The sequence below is a fragment of the Noviherbaspirillum malthae genome, from assembly GCF_015352985.1.
GTDB lineage: Bacteria > Pseudomonadota > Gammaproteobacteria > Burkholderiales > Burkholderiaceae_D > Noviherbaspirillum > Noviherbaspirillum malthae.
Map to the genome: position 1 here is coordinate 1 of NZ_JACYXF010000077.1, position 20,907 is coordinate 20,907.

Sequence of the window (20,907 nt, forward strand, 5' to 3'; positions counted from 1 at the left end):
GGGGGGTAGTTGTCGAGCAGTCCGTGCTTGATGCGGTAGACGGTTTGTTGGGTTTGGCGTGCGAGGTCGGTCAAGCGGAGCCAGACGAGCATGGCGCAGACGATATGATTGCGCTGGATGTGTGCCTTGCGGCACTGGTTTTTTCGATGCCGGTGGTTTGCTTGAGTTCGCGGTGAAACTGCTCGTCTTCCAGCGCATGCCGCCCGCCTGTTGTACGGCAGTGTCCGAATCCTGAGCCAGATCGTTGGTGACGACCCAGTCCGTGCGGTGGGTGGCAACCGCGACCCGGAACAGTTTCACCTTGTAGTCTTTCGGGTAATCCTTGATCTTGACGAGATTGCCATGCGCCTATTCGTGGCTGGTCCACGCCAGTTCATCGACCCGGCGATACGGAGCGTCGCCGCCGGAATCGTCGGCCTGCCGGTTGTCCTTGAGCCGGCAGTAGAACTCATTTTATTAATAGGTAGTCAATGTTTTTTTCGGCATGAAGAGGTTTCATCATGGCGCGAAGAGAAGAACTTACCGATGAACAATGGGCAGTCCTCGAGTCGCTCATTCCAGTCATCGTACGACGGGCAGACGGACGTGGCCGACCTGAAGTGCATAGTGACCGCGCCGTGCTCAACGGTATTTTATGGGTATTGCGTACCGGTGCATGCTGGGCCGATCTTCCCGACCGGTTTCCTTCCGGTTCGACCTGCTTCAGGCGCTTTAGTCGTTGGGTGAAAGCCGGCGTCATGCGGCAGATACTCGAAGCGCTGGCCCGGCACCTGCAAGAAGCGGGAAAAATCGATTTATCGGAATGCTTCATCGACGGCACCTTCGTGGTGGCAAAAAAAGGGGGCCTAAAGTGGGAAAGACCAAGCGGGGCAAAGGGTCGAAGCTCATGGTTATTGCAGACGCTCATGGTCTTCCACTCGCCGTGCACACGGCTTCTGCTAGTCCACATGAAGTCACCCTTGTCGAGGCTACCATCGATGAAACCGTCACCATGGGACGACCCCGACGACTTATTGGGGATCGCGCCTACGACAGTGATCCGCTCGATCAAAGACTGGCACAGCACGGTATTGAACTGATCGCACCGCATAAGCGCAACCGGAAGAAAGCAGTGACCCAGGACGGGCGAGCGCTGCGGCGTTACACCAGGCGCTGGAAAATCGAACGCACTTTCGCATGGCTTAATAAGTTCAAGCGCGTGCTTACCCGATGGGACCGGTGCGTTGAGCATTACACCGCCTTTGTTCATCTTGCCCTCGCCATGATCCTACTTCGAAGGTATTTATGAAATCAGCTCGTCATTCTCAAAAACATTAACTTTTTGCGTAAGTCCTATTAAAAAATAGGAGCTTGTTCGCTCATTCTTTAACGCTCCATCTGTCGCCTATATTGGCAACTGCTGAGTAAAGGGATGGCGCTTGAGGCCGCTCTCGGATTGGCACGCAGCATCGTTGAGATGTGCCGCTGGCCGTGGATGCAAGCAAGCGCATCACGAATGAGTCGGCCAGCTGGCCGGTCGATCGCATGTTCTAACTTCAGGTTTCCATTGCCGATCCGGTCGTCCACTTGGAAGATGCACAGGAAGGCGCACGTGCATTCGCGGAGAAGCGGGCGTCGGTCTGGCGTGGGCGCTAAAGCCGGTTCGTTCCCGAGCGCATACGGCCGCTAGACCTTGCCGCGCAGGGTCGCGTCCTGCTTGCGGCGGCGCGGCTGTCGGAAAGCAGGGATGCCGGCCGCTGCACCGACATCCTTTCGATGCTTATTGCTGGTAGAGATCCTTCAACTGCGAGCGGATCACGTTCTTCTGTATTTTTCCTGTGCCGGTGCGCGGAAACTCGCGCACGAAGACCACCGCTTTGGGCACCTTGAAGCCGGCCAAGCGCTCCCTGCAATGAGCGATGAGCGTATGTTCTTCCACCGAATGGCCCCGTCCCAGTATCACCACCGCGGTGATGGCTTCGCCCCAGCGTGCATGCGGAGCACCGATTACCGCAGCCTCTGCAACGGCCGGATGCTCCAGCAGGCAGCGCTCGACTTCGATGGAGGCCACGTTTTCGCCGCCGGTCTTGATCACGTCCTTGTAGCGGTCCTTGAACCAGATTGCTCCGTCTTCATCCATGTGGGCGACATCGCCGCTGTGAAACCAGCCATGCCTGAATGCGGCGACACTCTCGCCTGGCAAATTAAGATAACCGTTCATTACTTGTGGGCCGCGATAGACGATTTCGCCGGTTTCGCCGCGCGGTAGCAGCCGTCCCTGTCCATCCATGATAGCCACGCGCGTCATGGCCGTGGCTGTGCCCCAGGTCGCAGCCTTAGACCACTGGTGCTCGGGACGTTGCATGCAAGTGGCCGGTGTGAACTCGGTCTGTCCCGAACCCAGTACCACGTCGGCATTCGGGAACATGGCGTGGATCTGGCGCAGGCCTTCTTCGGGCAGCGGTGCCATGGCATACATCGCGCGCCGCATCGCCGGAAAGCGCCGCTCCTTCAGTTCAGGGTCGCTCAGCATCAATCCGTACATCATCGGCAGCAGTACTACCAGCTGTATCGCATGCTCTTCCAGCAGGCGCGCGGCCTGATGAGGTTCGAATCCCTGCGCCAATACGACCGTGCCACCAACGATGAGTACGGGGATCGTGATCGAGTTGAGTACCGCACAATGGAAGAGGGGCAGCGCTACCAGGGTTACGACTTCCGGCGTGCAACGGTGGCCAATGGCATTGGAAAGGCCGGCCATGGTGACAGCAAGGTGACTGGTCAGCACGCCCTTGGGCAGCGCTGTCGTGCCGCTGGTGTAGAGCAACTGCACGGCCTCGCGTTCATGGACAAGGACTTCCAGCGCTTCATCCTTGCCGCGCGCAAGCAAGTCTTCGAAACGTCCATCCCCAACCGGCAGGCCAGCGGCCGGTGTACTGCCGAACCAAAAAACCTGGCGCAGCGCGGGCAGCTCCTCAGCGCGCGTAGCCGTCGCCAGTTCGGACAGCGACGCGTCGGCAATCATCACCCGGGTACCCGCGTCGCGCAAACAGTACGCTATTTCCGAAGGACGCAAACCCAGGTTGACCGGCGCGCATATCAGCCCGGCACGCGCACAGGCGAAATAGGTCAGTAACAGTTCAGTGGCGTTGCGGGCCATGACCGCAACCACGTCTTGGGACGCCAGCCCGCATCCGAGCAGCGCATGGCCGAGCCGGGTAACTTGGCGATCAAAATCTTCGTAGGTGAGGCGCTGTTCGCCCTCAATTACCGCTACCTTTTCCGGGTACAGGTCGGCCGAACGGGTCAGGATGTCGGCAACATTGACCCGTTCGACCAGGTTGCGCTCGAGGGGGGAGATAGGTGGGTCATCGCGTTGGGGCATGCTTGTTCTCCATGGTATGGGTTAGGGCGGCGGAAATTGCGCGCTGTCGCGCTTGCACCCGTCACGGTAAGGCAGGCCACATGGTCAGGTCTTGTGTCAATTAGCTGACATGCACAGCGCAGCGCGGTATCAAGTAATGCGCCAACGTGGGCTGCAACGCAGTCTGGAAGGACTGCACGCGGCGCTGGCGTGACGAGGGCAGCAACTTGACGCAAGCTGTGAACGACAGACCTTGGTAGTTTGGGGGCTTTCCATAAGCCGAGCGGAAAACACTATGAGCGAACCCGTCATGCTGAAGTAGTGCGGCAAGCCACCCGATGCGTGCAAGGATTAGGCGACACTGGCACGTTCAAGGCAATACACCAGATGCCCTGCTCTAAAGGCAGTGTGAGTGGGCTTGCATACGGCCTTCGAAGCGCTCTCGGACACGCGTGCCGCGTGACTATTTTGCTGAACCCACCCCAAGGAGACTTAAATGCAATTTTTAGCCTACATTCCCAGGTTAATCGTGGCCGCATTGCTGTGCGGTGCCACGATGATCGGTGGAACCGCGTCGGCCAAGCAGTTCAAATATGCGATCGGGTTCCCGCCCGGGTCCTACAACGTCAAAATGGCTGAGGACTATGCCAAGCGCGTGGCGAAGTACACGCAGGGACGCCATAGCGTGCGCGTTTTTCCACTGACTTTACTGAACATGGCCGAGACCTCGGCCGGCCTGCGCGACGGCATTGCCGACATCGGCTTCGTGCTTACCCCTTATTTCCCAGCCGAGTACCCGCACACCAACCTAGTGACGGAAGCCTCAATGATGCTGCGGCTGATGGGCGAGGATGTGCGCGGCAAGGAGGCATCGGCCTTCGCCGGCGCGGTTACCGAGTTCACCTTCTTCAGTTGCCCGGAGTGCCATCAGGAGTTTGCGCAGCAGAAAGCGGTTTATACAGGCCATGTCGGTGGCTCGTCCTTCGGCCTGTTGTGCAACAAGCCAGTACGAAACGAAGCGGAGTTGAAGGGCAAACGCCTGCGTGCGGGTGCGGCCAACTGGTCACGGTGGTCCACAGCCATCGGCGCCACGCCAGTGACGATGACCGGTAACGAAATGCGCGAGGCGCTGGGACAGGGCGTAGTCGATTGCCTGATTCTTTCGACACCCGAAATCCACAACTTCGGTCTGATGGACGTCATTTCCGATATCACGATGGCAGTGCCGGGCGGCGTGTTCGCCTCTGCCGGTTTCAACATGAACGTAAACGCCTGGCGCAGTCTGAGCGCGGAAGACCGCAAGGCCTTCCTGCGCGCGTCAGCCGAAGGCGGGGCTTACACGCCATGGATATATCAGCAGAAGGAAAACGAGATCCTAGAGCAAGCGAAGAAAAAAGGTGTGCGCATGCATGAGGCGGATCCAGCCCTTGTGCGTAAGACACAAGCCTTTATTGAAAAGGACATGGGCGCGATTGCGCAGTATTTCGCGGAGAAGCATGGCGTCAAGCGCGGCGAGGAGATGCTCAGCACCTTCCGTCCGATTCTGCAGAAATGGGTCGGTCTGGTCCAGCCGGTCGAAAGCATGGAACAGTTGGGTGAGCTGTACTGGAAGGAGATCTATTCCAAGGTCGACGTGAACAAGCACGGAATGTAACCTACGACAAGTGACGCCGTGCAGCAGGCAGGGCCACGGCGTCAGTCGGATAAACGCATATCGGACTTACGCAAAGCGCATCTTGACGGAAGGATTTTTGAGCTGCTGACGGGGGGGTAGTTGTCGAGCAGTCCGTGCTTGATGCGGTAGACGGTTTGTTGGGTTTGGCGTGCGAGGTCGGTCAAGCGGAGCCAGACGAGCATGGCGCAGACGATATGATTGCGCTGGATGTGTGCCTTGCGGCACTGGTTTTTTCGATGCCGGTGGTTTGCTTGAGTTCGCGGTGAAACTGCTCGTCTTCCAGCGCATGCCGCCCGCCTGTTGTACGGCAGTGTCCGAATCCTGAGCCAGATCGTTGGTGACGACCCAGTCCGTGCGGTGGGTGGCAACCGCGACCCGGAACAGTTTCACCTTGTAGTCTTTCGGGTAATCCTTGATCTTGACGAGATTGCCATGCGCCTATTCGTGGCTGGTCCACGCCAGTTCATCGACCCGGCGATACGGAGCGTCGCCGCCGGAATCGTCGGCCTGCCGGTTGTCCTTGAGCCGGCAGTAGTAAATCTTGTGGAGGGAATCGATGAACAGCATCAGCTCCCTGGTCGCATACCAGGTATCCATGAGGACCGCATGAAACGGCAACTGCTTGTGCTGCACGATCTGCGTGAGCATGTCCTGCACATGGTCAAGCTTGCTCTTGCCGTCCCGTTCCGGATCGTAGATGCGGTAAAATCGATCACCCAGTATTGCCCCGTCTCGTGATTGACGTACACGCAGTTGACCAGGCCGATGCCCTTGATCAAACCGTGCGCGTTGCCGGGAAACTGCAGCCGCACCAGTTCGATCTTGTGCGAGAAGTTCTTGTCCAGCCCGGTGTCGTCGAAAATCACATAACCATACGGCGAGGATTGAATCTGCGAACGAGCATGTTCCCATACCAGCCGTGACGTCAGCCGGTCCTCGCGCAGGTAGCGATTGATCGCATCGTGGCTCATCTGGTTTGGCGTATGGGCCGCGTAGTTCGTGATGGTGTAGTTGATCTGGCTCACCAGCAGGTATTGGCAGTAATCCAGTCGCGTCGCGCGTGTCGTCGTAATCCCCGGCAATGTACAGATTTTTAACCCGTTTTGGGTTTACGTCATTCTCAAAAACATTAACTTTTTGCGTAAGTCCTATTTCTGTGGCACCCATTTTTCACGCACCCGGCACAGTGTGCGCTCTCCGTAGCATTCGACAAGAGGGGGCTAGTTGACAGAGAAGGAGCAAGGACGAAGGCATTACCACCGTTATGCGCAGGCTTGCCCGGCTTCAGTGTAGCCATTTAACGCAAGACCGCGCCCATTCTTTTCGGTATGCTGGCTGCGACCATTCAAAGGAGTGAAACTTGTTCGATCCCGTGCTGTTCGACCTGAGCGACGGCGTTGCCACCATTACGCTGAACCGTCCCGATGCCGGCAATTCCATTAACGAGACCTCCGGCATGGCGCTTGTCGCAGTCGTCGATAAGCTCAGGGCGCAGGATGCCGTGCGCGCGGTGGTGCTCACCGGCAGCGGCAAAGAGTTTTGCGTCGGCGGCGACATCGACGAAATGCTCCACGCTGCTGACCTGTCGGCGCTTATGCAGGCGGGAATACCGCGACTGCATGCGGCGGTATCGCGACTGGCGGAGCTTCCCTGTCCCGTCATCACCGCGGTCAACGGCCCGGCCGGGGGCGGGGGTATCGGGCTTGCCCTGTGTGGCGACATCGTGCTGGCTTCGCAATCGATGAAACTGCGAGGCGGGTACTCCGCGATCGGCCTGTCACCAGACCTCGGTGCGTCGTGGCAACTGGCGCGGCGCGCGGGGGCTGCCCAGGCCAAGCGCATTCTTTTTCTCAATGAGCCCGTCGGCGCCGAGGAATGCCTCGCGCTCGGACTGGTTGACGCAGTGTATCCAGATGACCGGTTGGCCGAGGAGGCGTGCGCACTGGCTGCCCGGCTTGCCGCCGGAGCCACCGCTTCCTTCGGACGCATCAAGCAGCTGGTTGATGGCGCCGGTACGCGCAGCCTGCAGGAGCAGTTGGCGCTCGAAGCGGGCTACATGATCGCCAGCGCCGGGAGTCGGGACGGCCGCGAAGGCGTGCGCGCCTTCATGGAAAAACGCAGCCCCGTATTTCGTGGCCGCTGAATACGAGAACAACAGGAGACAGCATGAAAGACCTCTGCGCAGATCTGCTCGCCGAGTACGATGCACTTGCCGCGCTGTGTGCCACGCTGAGCCCGGAGCAGTGGCAGCGCAGGACGCAGTTCTACGGCTGGACGCCATGGGATGAAATCGCTCACCTCTGCTACTTCGACGAGACCGGCCTGCTTGCAGCGACCGACGCCGAAGCGTTTGCCGCCGGTACCAGGGCGCTGATGGCCGAACAGGAAAGCGGCAAGGAAATCAGCCAGATTGCCCGTGAACGTTTCGGTCATCTCGACGGTGCGCAACTGCTGCAGGTCTGGCGCGTGCGTTACCAGGCGCTGGTGGCGGCGCTGGCCGGACTCGATCCGAAGGCACGCCTGCCGTGGTACGGCCCGACCATGAGCGCGCGATCGTTTGCGACCGCACGCCTGATGGAAACCTGGGCGCACGGCCAGGATGTCTATGACAGCGTGCCGGCGCGCCGCCCGCTTACCGGCCGCTTGCGTCATATCGCCCATATCGGCGTTACTACCTTTGGCTGGACCTTCGTCAACCGCAAGTTGCCGGTGCCTCCGGTGGCGCCGTATATCGTGCTGCAGGCGCCGGACGGCGAGGCGTGGACATGGAACGCTCCCTCCGACACCGACTTTGTGCGCGGCAGCGCGGAAGACTTTTGCCTGGTTGTCACGCAGCGGCGCAACGTACGAGATACCGGCCTGGAATACGCGGGAGCCGGTGCTGAATGGCTGCCGATTGCTCAATGTTTCGCCGGACCGCCGGCGGATGGACCGGCGCCGGGAGTGCGCGCGGTGCGTTATTGAGATTGCCGAGCGTGTTGGCTACGGTCGCTGCCGCGCAAGTCGATTTCGGCCTGCCGCTGGCACTGGAACACAGCGAGGAAATCGACGGAATGCTGTTGCCCTTGCGTGAGCGTCTGGGGAGTGCCTGCCTGTCGGAGTTTGCGTTTTCCAATCTCTATCTTTTCCGCCGTGCCCACGCCTATCGCTTCTTGCGTGGACCCTGGCCGTGCGTGGCCGGCGTCACCTATGACGGCGTGCGCCACCTGATGCCGCTGTTCGACCTCTACGCGGCACCAGTCGCCGTACTTCAAGACTTGTTACGTGAGCATGATTGCTTCTTCCCGGTTCCGGCATCCACTGCAGCCGCGCTCGATCCGTCGCTGTTTACTGTCACGCAATGCGAAGACGATGACGACTACCTGTATGCGGCACAGAACTTCCGTGACTATCGCGGCGAGCTGCTGCGCAAGAAGCGCCAGCTGATGCAGCATTTGTTGCGGCAATGGCAGGTCACCGCGCATCCCCTGGGCCCTGATCGCATTGGCGACGCCGAGTCGCTGCTCGCAGCCTGGATGCAGGACAAGGATAAAGCGCAGGGCGAGGCCGATGAATCGGCCTGCCGCGAGGCGCTGCAACTGATCGGGCGTTTCGGCTTTGACGCCCGGATCTACTACGCCAACGGGGACCCGGCCGGATTCATCATCGCGCAACGACTCAGTGCGGGCACCGCCGCGATGCGCTTTGCCAAGGGAAGCGACCGCTACAAGGGCATCTACCAATACATGTTCCATCACTACTGCATGCAGGCGCAGGATATTGCATGGATCAACTTCGAACAGGATATTGGGCTGCCCAACTTCCGGCAGACCAAGCGGTCCTACCAGCCTCACGCAATGTTGCAGAAATGCCGGGTTGCATTGCGCGCGTAAGAAGCCGGAAAGCCCTCATCCTTCGAGGTTATTTTTATTCTGAAACAGGCTCCTGCGCATCAGCCACTTTACGCAAGACGCAACAAGGACGCGCAGGTAACCTTCATTTCACTACTGCAAAAAGCAGGTCTTTCAGGCCTGTGTCGCCAACACATCGACCACAGACAACATGGCAATTATCGAGACCAATATTTCGACCGGCAGCGAGTCCTTCCAAACCAATCGTGGCGGCATGCTGGCATTACTGGAGCGCGTCCGCATGCTGGAGGAACGCACCCGCCGCACCTCATCGGCATCCAAGCCGCGCTTCGAAAAGCGGCACCAGTTGCTGCCACGCGAACGGCTCGCCCTCCTGCTCGACCACGGCACGCCGTTCCTGGAACTGGCGACGCTGGCGGGTTACGGCCTTGATGTCAACGATCCTGACCGCAGTGTGCCCGGCGGCGGCCTGATAGCAGGCATCGGTTACGTTTCGGGCGTGCGCTGCATGGTGTGCGCCTCCGATTCCGGCATCGATGCCGGCGCCCTGCAACCGCGTGGCCTGGACAAGCAGTTGCGGGTACAGGAACTGGCGCTGGAAAACAAGCTGCCCTATGTGCAGCTGGTGGAAAGCGCCGGCGCCAACCTGATGGCCTACCGTGTCGAGGACTTCGTGCGCGGCGGCAATTTGTTCCGCAACCTGGCGCGCCTGTCCGCAGCGGGCTTGCCGGTGCTCACTATTACCCACGGCTCCTCCACCGCCGGCGGTGCCTACCAGACCGGTTTGTCCGACTACATCATCATGGTGCGCGGACGTTCGCGCGCCTTCCTTGCCGGGCCACCGCTGCTCAAGGCGGCAACCGGCGAAATTGCCACCGAGGAAGAACTGGGTGGTGCCGAGATGCACACCAGCATTTCCGGCCTCGGCGACTATCTTGCGGAAGACGACCGCGATGCGCTGCGCATCGCACGCGACATCATGAGCAAGCTTGAATGGAACCGGGGCGTCCCGCGGGAAAATGCACGTCCCGTCGCGCCGCCGCGCTACGACAAGGAAGAGCTGCTGGGCATTATGCCCATGGACCACAAGCGCCCGGTCGACATGAAAGAGGTGATCGCCCGTATCGTGGACGACTCCGATTTCCTGGAGTTCGGCGCGCGCTACGGCTCGGCCACCGTGTGCGGCCATGCAATGATCGATGGCTACCCACTAGGCATCATCACCAACAACGGGCCGATCGATCCGGCAGGTGCCGCCAAGGCCACGCACTTCATCCAGTCCTGCTGCCAGGCGCAGGTGCCTATCCTTTATCTCAACAACACGACCGGCTTCATGGTCGGCCGTCACTACGAGGAAATCGGCAGCATCAAGCACGGTTCCAAGATGATCCAGGCAGTGACCAACGCGACTGTTCCGCAGATCACCATCTACTGTGGCGCATCCTTCGGTGCCGGCAACTATGGCATGTGCGGTCGAGGTTTCCATCCGCGCTTCTGTTTCTCATGGCCCAACGCAAAGACAGCCGTGATGGGCGGCGAACAGGCGGCGCAAACGATGGCTATCGTTACCGAGGCCGCCATGAAGCGCAAGGGCGCCGAGGTCGACCACGATCAGCTGGACAAGCTGCAGCGCAAGATCGTCGACAACTTCGACAGCCAGATGGATGTGTTCACGACCAGTGCGCTATTGCTGGACGATGGCGTGATCGATCCGCGCGACACGCGTGCGGTGCTCTCCTATGTGCTGTCGGTCTGCCGCGAGGCGCAGGTCCGCCAGCCGCATGCGATGCAGTTCTCGGTCGCGCGCCCCTAAGTCCCGTAATGAATGATGACGGAGAAGAATGCATGAAACTGACACCCGAACACGAAGAAATGCGGCGCACGATCAAGCGTTTTATCGCCGATGAGATCAATCCCTATGTGAATGACTGGGAGGAAGACGAAATCTTTCCGGCCCACGAGCTGTTCGGGAAGATGGGCAAGCTTGGTTTGCTCGGGCTGAGCAAACCGGTCGAATTCGGCGGCATGGGGCTCGATCATTCGTATGCCGCTGTGCTGGCAGAAACCCTCGGTGATGTGAACGGTGCCGGAGTGCCCATGGCCATCGGCGTGCAAACCGACATGGCGACACCGGCCCTGGCTGAACGGGCGTCCGATTCCCTGCGCCAGGAATTCCTGGCGCCTGCGATATCCGGCGAGATGGTCGCCTGCCTCGGCGTGTCGGAGGTCGGCAGCGGTTCCGATGTCGCCTCGATAAAGACCACTGCGCGCCGGGACGGTGACGATTACATCATCAACGGCGGCAAGATGTGGACCACCAACGGCACGCAGGCCGACTTCTGCGTGGTGCTCGCCAATACCTCAGACGGACCGGTGCACAAGAACAAATCACTGATCGTGGTGCCGATGAAGACACCCGGCGTATCGGTGGCGAAGAAGTTGCGCAAGATCGGCATGAATGCGTCCGATACCGCGCAGCTCTACTTCGACGAGGTGCGTGTGCCACAGCGCTACCGCATCGGTGAAGAAGGCATGGGCTTCATCTACCAGATGGAGCAGTTCCAGATCGAACGCCTGTGGGGAGCGCTCAACGCCGGTGGCATGCTGCTGCGGGTGATCGACGACACCATCGAGTACGCGCGCCAGCGCAAGGCCTTTGGCAAGTCCATCCTGGAAAACCAGTGGGTGTACTTCAAGCTGGCCGAACTCAAGACCGAAGTCGAATCGCTGCGCGCCCTTACCTGGCGTGGCGTCGAGATGGTGGTCAACGGCGAGAATGCAACCGAGGTCGCCTCGATGGCCAAGCTCAAGGCGGGCCGCCTGATGCGCGCCGTGCCCGACGGCTGCCTGCAGTTCTGGGGCGGCATGGGCTATGTCTGGGAAAGCCCGGTCTCGCGCGCATTCCGTGACGGCCGCCTGACCTCGATTGGCGGCGGCGCCGACGAAGTCATGCTGCAGATCATTTCCAAGTACATGGGCATCTTCCCGCGCTCCGAATAACTTGCACAATCCATCCTTCATCGCAAGCAAAGCCATGTCGACATCCACTCCGTTTCACAAGATCCTGATTGCCAACCGCGGTGAAATCGCCATGCGCGTCATGCGCACCGCACGCATACTCGGTTATCGCACGGTAGCCGTGTTCTCCACTGCCGACCGCAATGCGCGCCATGTGCGCGAGGCGGACCAGGCGGTCTGGATCGGTGAATCCCTGCCTGCCCAGTCCTACCTGAATATTCCGGCCATCATCGAGGCAGCCCGCCTCAGTGGCGCCGATGCGGTCCACCCCGGCTACGGCTTCCTCGCGGAAAACGAAGACTTTGCGCAAGCCTGCCACGATGCCGGCCTGGTGTTCATCGGCCCTTCGCCGCAAGCCATCGTCGAGATGGGCAACAAGGCCGGCGCGAAGCGATTGATGATGGATGCCGGCGTGCCATGCATCCCCGGCTACCAGGGCGCCGACCAGAGCGAAGGACGCCTGCATGAAGAGGCGCATCATATCGGCTATCCGGTGATGATCAAGGCTACCGCCGGCGGCGGCGGGCGCGGCATGCGCCTGGTCACATCCCACGACGCCTTCCTGGACGCACTGCGCAGCGCCAAGTCAGAAGCGCAGAGTGCATTTGGCAATCCCGAGGTCATTCTTGAGCGTGCCATTGTCGAACCGCGCCATATCGAGATACAGGTGTTCGCCGACCGTCACGGCAATGCGATCCATCTCGGCGAGCGTGACTGTTCAGTGCAAAGACGCCATCAGAAAGTAGTGGAAGAAGCACCGTCGCCAGCCGTCAATGCCGAGCTGCGGCAGCGGATGGGAGAGACTGCAGTGGCTGCGGTGCGCGCGATCCGGTATGAAGGGGCAGGCACGCTGGAATTCCTGCTCGATGCCGAAGGCAACTTCTACTTCATGGAAATGAATACCCGGCTGCAGGTCGAGCACCCGGTCACTGAAGCGATCACCGGCCTCGACCTGGTCGAATTGCAGCTGCGTGTCGCCGCTGGCGAGCCGTTGCCAATCCGGCAGGAAGATGTGCGCTGGGAAGGCCACGCGATTGAGGTCCGGCTGTGCGCCGAAGATGCCCACCAAGGCTTCATGCCGCAGAGCGGCACTGTGGTGCAATGGCAGATGCCGGACACCATCCGCGTCGAAGATGCGCTAGAAGCAGGCGCCGAGATACCGCCATACTACGATTCCATGATCGCCAAGCTGATCGCCTATGGCCGCAATCGCGATGAGGCGCGGCGCAAGCTGCATGCCGCGCTGCAGGACGCGGTGGCGCTGGGCGTACGCACCAACCAGGAATTCCTTGCGCGCTGTCTTGCACATCCGGTTTTTGCTGCCGGCGATGCTACCACCGGCTTCATTGGCCGGCATGGCGAGGCGCTGTTGCAGATCGATGAAGCGGGCACCCTGCGCGCGCATGCGCTTGCTGCCGCCATGCTTTACCAGACTGACTCCCCAGGCGCCGGGAAGGGCAACGGGATGGACATCGCCCACCGCCTGCCAATTGCGTTTTATATGGACATCGACGGCAAGCAATGCGTGGCCACGCTCGTCAACTGCGGCGGCGGACGCTTCAGCGTGACCGTCGGCGAGCAGAAGCAGGAACTGCAGATACTTGGACAGCAGGCCGGGCTGGTGCGGTTTGCCTGCGGCGGGCTGATTGAAAGCGCGGCGATCATGCGTGACGGCGGCGTGCTGCATCTGCAGTTCCGCGGCACGGCCTACCGCATCGCCGACCTGACGCATGCCGCCCAGACGCAGGGCGAAGATGCCAGCGACGGACGCATCCGCGCCGCGATGAACGGGCGCGTGGTGGCGGTCCATGTAGCCATCGGTGACACGGTAAAGGCGGGGCAGCCGGTGCTGACCCTGGACGCGATGAAGATGGAGCATGTCCACACCGCACCCGTGGCCGGTCGCGTGAAGTCACTGGCCGCTGTCATGGGAGATCAGGTTGCCGTGCATCGCGTCATCGCCGAGATCGAATCTGCGGAGGTCGCGCAGGCAGCATGATGCAGGCGCATTCTTTTGCTGCCCCGGACCTCCAACTTTCACGAGAACACCATGAGCGACCCTGTCCTCCACGAAAAGAAATCTTCTGCCTTCTGGATCACCATCAACCGGCCTGACAAGCGCAACGCCATCAACCAGGAAGTCATCGACGGCATACGTGAAGGCTACCGCCTCGCTCACGCCGACCCCGAAGTGCGCGCTATCGTTCTGACCGCCGCTGGTGAAAAGGCATTCTGCGCCGGCGGGGACCTGCAGCCGGGCAAGGGCTTCGCGTTCGACTATGCGACGCCGAACATCGCCTATGCCGACCTGCTGCGCCAGGCGCAGGACGCGACGCTTCCTACTATCGCTCGCATCAATGGCACGTGCATGGCCGGCGGCATGGGCCTGCTCTGCATGGCCGACATGGCAGTGGCTGCGGACTATGCACTGTTCGGATTGCCGGAAGTCAAGGTCGGCGTGTTTCCGATGCAGGTGCTGAGCCTGCTGCAAAACCTGGTGCCGCAACGCGTGCTGCGCGAGTGGTGCATCACCGGCGAGCCCTTCGACGCCCGCACCGCGCAAGCTCACGGACTGCTGAATTACGTCGTGCCGGCCGCGGAACTGGACGAAAAAACACACTGGCTATTGAACCGCCTGACAGACAAGTCGCCGACCGCCATCCGGCGCGGCAAGTATGCAATGCACGCAATGGCGTCGATGTCCTTTGAACAGGGCATCGCGTACACCGAAAGCCAGATCGCCCTGCTCGCGCTGACCGAGGACGCAAAGGAAGGCCTGGCCGCCTTCAACGAGAAGCGCAAGCCGGTCTGGACCGGGCGCTGAATACAAGGAGAAGGGTATATGCAAGCAAACGGTAAAGTGGTCCGCATCGGCGGCGCGTCGGGCTTCTGGGGCGACAGCTCAGTGGCCGCCGCCCAACTGGTGAGCGGACTGGCAGGCGGTGCGCGCATCGACTACCTGGTGTTCGATTATCTGGCTGAACTCACGATGGCGATCCTTGCCTCGGCCCGCGGCAAGAAGCCCGAGCTTGGCTATGCCACCGACTTCGTCGACGTCGCCATGAAAAGCGTGCTGCCCGAGCTTGCCAGGCATGGCATCAAGGTGGTCAGCAATGCCGGCGGCATCAATCCGCGTGGCTGCGCCGACGCACTGGCCAGGCTGGCTGATGAAATGGGCGTGCAGCTGAAGATTGCGGTGGTCGACGGCGACGACGTCGCCAGCACGCTTCCCGCGCTGCGCGAAGCCGGGCTCAAGGACATGTTCACCGGCCAGCCTTTGCCGGAACGCATCCTCAGTGCCAACGCCTATCTCGGCGCACTGCCGGTGGCCCAGGCGCTTGCCGCTGGCGCAGATGTCGTGATCACCGGCCGCTGCGTCGACAGTGCCGTCACGCTCGGTCCGCTGATGCATGAATTCGGATGGAGCACGGGCGACCATGACCTTCTCGCAGCAGGCAGCCTCGCAGGCCATATCATCGAATGCGGCTGCCAGGCGACCGGCGGGCTGCATACCGACTGGGAGAATGTTCCCGACTGGGCCAACATCGGCTATCCGGTGATTGAATGTCATGCCGATGGCAGCTTCATCGTCACCAAACCGGACGATACCGGGGGTCGCGTACTGGCCCCTGCGGTGGCGGAACAGATGCTGTACGAGATCGGCGATCCGGGCGCCTACGTGCTGCCCGACGTGGTATGCGACTTCCGCGAAGTCAGGATCGTTCAGGAAGGCGAAAACCGGGTGCGGGTGGCTGGTGCGCGCGGCAAGCCACCGACCGATTCCTACAAGGTGTCGGCTACTTACATGGATGGCTACCGCTGCGCCGGCACGCTGGTCATCATCGGCATCGATGCTGCCGCCAAGGCCCGACGCACCGGCGAAGCGATCCTGGAGCGCACGCGCGGCATTTTCAACAAACTTGGGCTGCCGGATTACAGCGCATCGCATATCGAGATCATCGGTGCCGAGACTTCCTACGGCCCGCACGCCCGCACCGGCGCATCGCGCGAGGTGATGATGCGGGTAGCCGTCAACCACATGTCGAAACAGGCGCTGGAAATCTTCGCGCGCGAAATCGCGCCGGCCGGCACCTCCTGGTCGCCCGGTACCACCGGCCCGGCGCTCGCCCGACCATCGGCGTCGCCGCTGATCAAGCAGTTTGCTTTCACGCTGCCCAAACGCGAAGTCCGGATCAGTGTCGCCATGGGCGGCGAGAGTACAACCGTGGAAGTGCCGGTGACCGGCGCGCCGATCGCGCCCACGGCGCCCGATACCACCGACGCATCGGCACCCGCAGCAGCCAGCGGCACGCGCTCGGTACCGCTGGTGCGCCTGGCCTGGGCGCGCAGCGGCGACAAGGGCAACATCTCCAACATCGGCGTCATCGCGCGCAAGCCGGAATACCTGCCGCTGATTCAGAGCCAGCTGACGCCGCAGGCGGTGAAACAATATTTCGTTCACATGGTGCGCGGCGAGGTGGTGCGCTATGCGCTGCCCGGCATCCATGCCTGCAATTTCCTGCTGTATGACGCGCTCGACGGTGGCGGGACGGCATCGATGCGAATGGACCCGCTCGGCAAGGGCATGGCGCAGATGCTGCTCGACATGCCGGTCGCTGTGCCGGACGCGCTCGCACGCGAACTGGACGCATAAGATGCCCACACTTAAGGACAAGACGCTGTTCATCACCGGCGCCAGTCGCGGTATCGGCAAGGCGATCGCACTGCGCGCCGCACACGATGGCGCGAAAATCGTGGTCGCAGCCAAGACAGCCGAACCTGATCCGCGCCTGCCTGGCACCATCTTCAGCGCCGCAGAGGAAATCGAGCAGGCTGGCGGACAAGCGCTGCCGGTGGTGGTCGACGTCCGGGACGAAGACCAGGTCCGGGCAACGGTGGAACAAGCGGTGCAACGCTTCGGCGGCATCGACATCCTGGCCAACAATGCCAGTGCAATCAGCATCACCGGCACAGAAGAAACCTCACTGAAGCGCTACGACCTGATGATGGACATCAACATGCGCAGTACGTTCGCCTGCACCCAGGCCTGTCTGCCATACCTGAAGCAGGCGGCCAATCCGCATGTGCTGGTACTGTCGCCGCCCATCGACCTCGACCCCAAGTGGCTGGGCCCGCATCCCGCCTACACCGCATCGAACTACGGAATGAGCATGCTGGCGCTGGGTATGGCCGAGGAGTTCCGCGCTTTTGGCATTGCGGTCAATGGCCTTTGGCCGCGCACCATCATCGCGACCGCCGCACTCAACGTGGCCCGGCAGGGCGCTGCCGAGCGTGGGCGGATACCGGACATCATGGCCGACGCTGCCTACCGGATCCTGACTTCCGACAGCAGGCAGTGCAGCGGCAGGCTGTATCTCGATGAAGAGGTGCTGCGCGAGGCAGGCATGAGCGGCTTTGATGCGTACAGCGTGAGTCCCGGTGTCGCGCCGCAGATTGACCTTTTCGTCACGCCTTGAAGGGAGGCAGCGTGCCCTTACCGCACCCGGAGGAAGACCGCGAGCCCATCCATACGCGCACCATCGCTATCCAGGCCTACCGCCGCGCGGACGGCCTGTACGATGTCGAGGGGCAGTTGCAGGACAAGCGCGCACATGACATTACGCTACCGCGCGGCCCGCTACCGGCTGGCGAACCGATACACGACATGCGTCTGCGGCTCACCGTCGACGCAGACGCCACCATCGTCGCCGTTGCCGCCTCCACCGACGCCGCACCCTTTGGCCGCAGTTGCACCACCATCACACCGAAGTATGAAGAACTGGTCGGCCTGCGCGTGGGGCCGGGCTTTCGTTCGGCAGTGCGCCGGCTGCTGGCCGGCGTGAATGGATGCACGCATCTGACCGAGCTGCTGCTAACCATGGGTACCGGCGTCATCCAGGCGCTCGTGGGACAAGTCCCGCGGCTGGACGACGCCAAGCCGTTCAGTCTGGACGGCTGCCACGCACTCGACACCAGCGGCCCGGTCGTCGCACAGTTTCATCCGCGCTGGTACCGTCCACGGCCGGACGCCCACAGCCAGAACAGCCAGAACAGCAATGACGGCTCACGCCAAATACAGAACGAGGAAACATGAGCGCCTATCCGCATCTGCTTGCACCGCTGGAAGTCGACACCATCGTGGTATGCGCCGGGCAGGAGCCGCTGGCGGACCTGCATTCGGCCCTGCGCCAGCGTGGATTGGGAACACACCTAATCGGCGGTGCCCGGGTCGCAGCGGAACTCGATGCGGTGCGTGCCATAGCGGAAGGCACGCGGGTAGCGATGGAACTGAATTAGCGAGAGTGTAGCCATGGAATTTACGACAATCCGGTTCCAGCAGGATGGCCCGCTTGCCTACCTGGAGCTGAACCGCCCGGACAAGGCCAATGCCATCGATGATCGCATGTGGCAGGAACTGCGTGCCGCCATGCAATGGGTGGACCGCACCGAGGCGGTACGCGTGGCGGTCCTGTCCGGCGCGGGGCGTCATTTCTGTGCCGGCATTGACCTGTCCATGCTGGACGCGCTGCAACGATTTGCCGCGGTTGAATGCCGCGGGCGAGGCGCCGAACAGGTGCGTCTGATGTCCTTGACCTGCAAGACACGATCAGCGCCATCGAGCGTTGCCGCAAGCCGGTCATTGCGCGTATCCACGGCGCATGTGTCGGCGGCGGTATCGATATCGCCAGCGCCTGTGATCTGCGCTACTGCAGCGCCGATGCCTACTTCTCGGTGAAGGAAGTCGACGTCGGCCTGACTGCCGATGTCGGCACGCTGCAGCGCTTGCCCAAGCTCATCGGCGAAGGCATGGCGCGCTAACTTTCCTATACCGCACGCCGCGTTGCAGCCGCCGAAGCGCAGGAAATTCGACTGGTCAACCGCGCCTACGATTCGATCGACGCGCTGGTGCAGGGAGTCGACGAGACCGCCCGCAGCATCGCAGCGAAGTCGCCGCTGGCGGTGCGCGGGACCAAGGAAATGATCACGTATGTGCGCGACCATTCCGTTGAGGATGGCCTGAACTACATTGCCACCTGGAATGCCGGGATGCTGCTGTCTTCGGATCTGGAAGAGGCGCTGGCGGCGCAGCGCGAGCAGCGCCAGCCAGTCTACCGGGACTAAAGTCTGGTCAGCACGAGCGCCAGTTCGGTTCCCGGCCCGGCGGGTGAGCGGGGGTAGGGCGGCTTCGGCCAGTCCCAGCGGGATACCGGAAATAGAGCGCGCACCGCGTTGATGTCGCAATGGTACGGCGGTCCCTTGATGAAGCCGTGCGCCGATTCTTCCGACGGCACCTGCGCCACAAGCATCATCAGGCTGCCGCCCGGCCGTAGCCAGGCATGCAGTTGTTTCGCATAACCCTGCCAATGGTCGGGATGCAGCGCGCACAGGCAGGTTTGTTCATAGACCGCGTCGACCGGCATCGGCGGCCTCCACGCGAGCACGTCGGCCACGCATAATTGTGCGTCGAGCTGATTGGCAGTCAGTAGCGCGCGGCATGCATCGATCGCCGCAGGCGCAAAGTCAAGTCCGGTCACCTGTATGCCTGCCGCTGCCATGGCGGCAACTTCCCAGCCCTGCCCACAGCCGGGCACAACGGCCCGCTGCTGTGCCTTGATGCAGCTGGCGTCTATCCAGCGCTGCAGTTGCGGATTCGGGCCGCCCCGGTCCCACGGTATGCTGCCCGATGCAAAACGTGCTTCCCAGAAATCGCGTGTGGGACCTGCCATTACATTCTCCTTTGTTGTTTTCGCTACCATGATGCCGAGCCCGTCACCGAGCGTCTTGTGCCAGCCTGCCACGCCGCCCTTCCCTGCGCTGCGGTGGGCCCGGTCCTTGCGTTAACCTGCTGAATTCGCGGTCCCTGGCGGGAGTTCCCCTACACTTTTCGCATGGCGCCAGCCAATGCAACGGCGCCCCTGCACAGGAGATCCGGGTGAACGCAATCACAAGTGAGGACATGACAGAGAGCCAGAGCCAGGATTTCGAGACCGCACGCCTGCAGCAATATTTGGAAACGCACGTGGAAGGCTTTGCCGGGCCGCTGCAGGCCCGGCGTTTCTCCGACGGCCAGTCCAATCCGACCTACCTGCTGGAGACGCCCGGGCAGCGCTACGTGTTGCGCAAGAAACCGTCCGGGGTACTGCTTCCGTCGGCCCACGCAGTGGAACGCGAATACCGGGTCATCACCGCCTTGCATGGCAGTGAGGTACCCGTTGCGCGCACCTATTGCCTGTGCGATGACAGTACGATCATCGGCACGCCGTTCTACGTGATGGAGTTCGTTGCCGGGCGGGTGCTGTGGGACCCCACGCTTCCCGGCATGCAGCCTTCCGAACGCGCCGCGATCTACGACGACATGAACCGGGTCGTCGCCGCGCTGCACGGCATTGCCCCGGCAGCCGTCGGACTCGCCGACTTCGGCCGTCCCGGCAACTACTTCGAACGCCAGATCGCGCGATGGACCAGGCAGTACCGGGCTTCGGAGACGGAAACCATTGCGGCCATGGATGCCCTGATCGCCTGGCTTCCCGAGCACATTCCGGCCGCCGACGAGAAGGCGATCGTGCACGGCGACCTGCGCCTGGACAACCTGATATTCCATCCGACCGAACCGCGCATTGTCGCCGTTCTCGACTGGGAACTGTCGACGCTCGGCCATCCGCTTGCCGACTTCGCCTATCACGCGCTCACATGGCGCTTGTCCGCAGATGAATTTCGCGGCATGCGCGGCGCGGACCTGGCCGCGCTCGGGATTCCGGACGAGCAAACCTACCTCGACCAGTATTGCCGGCGCAGCGGCCGCGGCCCGATTCCCCAGGAGGAATGGGATTTTTATCTTGCCTACAGCATGTTTCGCCTCGCGGCGATCCTGCAGGGCATCGTCAAGCGAGCCCTCGACGGCAATGCGTCAAGCGCCCAAGCCCTGGAGACCGGACGCAAGGCCCGGCCGATCGCGGAAGCCGGCTGGCGACAGGCAACGACAATGCGCAATCGCTGACACAACTATTTCACTGAAAGGC

At 61.7% G+C, this 20,907-nt stretch carries 18 protein-coding genes and 3 pseudogenes; 17 read left to right on the top strand and 4 right to left on the bottom strand.

What is annotated here, in order from left to right; genetic code table 11:
• Positions 1–447: pseudogene (locus IGW03_RS39355) on the bottom strand (IS701 family transposase); the annotation flags it as partial.
• A gap of 53 nt (positions 448–500) precedes the next feature.
• On the opposite strand from IGW03_RS39355, the gene IGW03_RS32790 reads away from it, so the two are divergent.
• Positions 501–1,288 (top strand): IS5 family transposase gene (locus tag IGW03_RS32790; protein WP_151638115.1). Its coding sequence is split into 2 segments (ribosomal slippage): positions 501–846 and positions 846–1,288, totalling 789 coding nucleotides; the frame shifts between segments, so codons are not numbered across the junction.
• A 471-nt stretch (positions 1,289–1,759) separates the two neighbouring features.
• Here IGW03_RS32790 and IGW03_RS32795 read toward each other — a convergent pair.
• On the bottom strand, positions 1,760–3,364 hold the full coding sequence (locus IGW03_RS32795) for an AMP-binding protein (protein ID WP_151638114.1): 1,605 nt from the start codon (positions 3,362–3,364) through the stop codon (positions 1,760–1,762).
• A gap of 508 nt (positions 3,365–3,872) precedes the next feature.
• Here IGW03_RS32795 and IGW03_RS32800 point away from each other — a divergent pair.
• On the top strand, positions 3,873–4,997 hold the full coding sequence (locus tag IGW03_RS32800) for a C4-dicarboxylate TRAP transporter substrate-binding protein (RefSeq protein ID WP_323745054.1): 1,125 nt from the start codon (positions 3,873–3,875) through the stop codon (positions 4,995–4,997).
• A 66-nt stretch (positions 4,998–5,063) separates the two neighbouring features.
• Here the strand turns inward: IGW03_RS32800 and IGW03_RS39360 are convergent.
• Positions 5,064–6,091 (bottom strand): annotated as a pseudogene (locus IGW03_RS39360) (IS701 family transposase).
• Between the two features lie 287 nt (positions 6,092–6,378).
• Between IGW03_RS39360 and IGW03_RS32810 the strand changes: the two are divergent.
• From IGW03_RS32810 to IGW03_RS38465, 14 genes and pseudogenes are all read left to right on the top strand, one after another.
• Positions 6,379–7,161, top strand: coding sequence for an enoyl-CoA hydratase-related protein (locus tag IGW03_RS32810; protein WP_194726658.1), 783 nt, complete (start codon positions 6,379–6,381; stop codon positions 7,159–7,161).
• Positions 7,162–7,184: 23 nt separating this feature from the next.
• Positions 7,185–7,982 (top strand): TIGR03084 family metal-binding protein, encoded by a 798-nt coding sequence (locus IGW03_RS32815; protein ID WP_151638112.1) that lies wholly within the window; start codon positions 7,185–7,187, stop codon positions 7,980–7,982.
• Positions 7,983–7,996: 14 nt separating this feature from the next.
• Positions 7,997–8,890, top strand: coding sequence for a phosphatidylglycerol lysyltransferase domain-containing protein (locus tag IGW03_RS32820; RefSeq protein WP_194726659.1), 894 nt, complete (start codon positions 7,997–7,999; stop codon positions 8,888–8,890).
• A gap of 169 nt (positions 8,891–9,059) precedes the next feature.
• Positions 9,060–10,682 carry an acyl-CoA carboxylase subunit beta gene (locus tag IGW03_RS32825; RefSeq protein ID WP_151638110.1) on the top strand — a complete coding sequence of 541 codons (1,623 nt, stop codon included), beginning with the start codon at positions 9,060–9,062 and terminating at the stop codon, positions 10,680–10,682.
• 32 nt (positions 10,683–10,714) lie between these two features.
• Positions 10,715–11,869 carry an acyl-CoA dehydrogenase family protein gene (locus IGW03_RS32830; RefSeq protein ID WP_151638109.1) on the top strand — a complete coding sequence of 385 codons (1,155 nt, stop codon included), beginning with the start codon at positions 10,715–10,717 and terminating at the stop codon, positions 11,867–11,869.
• Between the two features lie 34 nt (positions 11,870–11,903).
• The gene (locus IGW03_RS32835) at positions 11,904–13,886 is read left to right on the top strand and encodes an acetyl-CoA carboxylase biotin carboxylase subunit (RefSeq protein WP_151638108.1); all 1,983 of its coding nucleotides are present in this window, start codon (positions 11,904–11,906) and stop codon (positions 13,884–13,886) included.
• Between the two features lie 51 nt (positions 13,887–13,937).
• Positions 13,938–14,711 carry an enoyl-CoA hydratase/isomerase family protein gene (locus tag IGW03_RS32840; RefSeq protein WP_151638107.1) on the top strand — a complete coding sequence of 258 codons (774 nt, stop codon included), beginning with the start codon at positions 13,938–13,940 and terminating at the stop codon, positions 14,709–14,711.
• An 18-nt stretch (positions 14,712–14,729) separates the two neighbouring features.
• The gene (locus IGW03_RS32845) at positions 14,730–16,541 is read left to right on the top strand and encodes an acyclic terpene utilization AtuA family protein (protein WP_151638106.1); all 1,812 of its coding nucleotides are present in this window, start codon (positions 14,730–14,732) and stop codon (positions 16,539–16,541) included.
• Position 16,542: 1 nt separating this feature from the next.
• Positions 16,543–17,364: an SDR family oxidoreductase gene (locus IGW03_RS32850; protein ID WP_151638105.1), complete on the top strand. Its 822-nt coding sequence runs from the start codon at positions 16,543–16,545 to the stop codon at positions 17,362–17,364.
• A gap of 11 nt (positions 17,365–17,375) precedes the next feature.
• Positions 17,376–17,981 (top strand): DUF2889 domain-containing protein, encoded by a 606-nt coding sequence (locus tag IGW03_RS32855; protein WP_194726660.1) that lies wholly within the window; start codon positions 17,376–17,378, stop codon positions 17,979–17,981.
• Positions 17,978–18,184 carry a hypothetical protein gene (locus tag IGW03_RS32860; RefSeq protein WP_151638103.1) on the top strand — a complete coding sequence of 69 codons (207 nt, stop codon included), beginning with the start codon at positions 17,978–17,980 and terminating at the stop codon, positions 18,182–18,184. The genes IGW03_RS32855 and IGW03_RS32860 overlap by 4 nt, the downstream gene beginning before the upstream one ends.
• A 106-nt stretch (positions 18,185–18,290) precedes the next feature.
• Positions 18,291–18,353, top strand: a pseudogene (locus tag IGW03_RS38750) (hypothetical protein); the annotation flags it as partial.
• An 83-nt stretch (positions 18,354–18,436) separates the two neighbouring features.
• A complete protein-coding gene (locus IGW03_RS38755; RefSeq protein WP_264158749.1) occupies positions 18,437–18,706 on the top strand; it encodes an enoyl-CoA hydratase-related protein in 270 nt (89 codons plus the stop codon).
• Between the two features lie 87 nt (positions 18,707–18,793).
• Positions 18,794–19,009, top strand: coding sequence for a Clp protease/crotonase-like domain-containing protein (locus IGW03_RS38465; protein WP_225984820.1), 216 nt, complete (start codon positions 18,794–18,796; stop codon positions 19,007–19,009).
• Here the strand turns inward: IGW03_RS38465 and IGW03_RS32870 are convergent.
• Entirely contained in the window at positions 19,006–19,614 is a 609-nt protein-coding gene (locus IGW03_RS32870; protein ID WP_151638102.1) for a methyltransferase domain-containing protein, read from the bottom strand. The two genes, IGW03_RS38465 and IGW03_RS32870, sit on opposite strands and share 4 nt — an antisense overlap.
• A gap of 230 nt (positions 19,615–19,844) precedes the next feature.
• Between IGW03_RS32870 and IGW03_RS32875 the strand changes: the two genes are divergently transcribed.
• The gene (locus IGW03_RS32875) at positions 19,845–20,885 is read left to right on the top strand and encodes a phosphotransferase (protein ID WP_151638137.1); all 1,041 of its coding nucleotides are present in this window, start codon (positions 19,845–19,847) and stop codon (positions 20,883–20,885) included.
• The last annotated feature ends 22 nt before the right edge of the window (positions 20,886–20,907 follow it).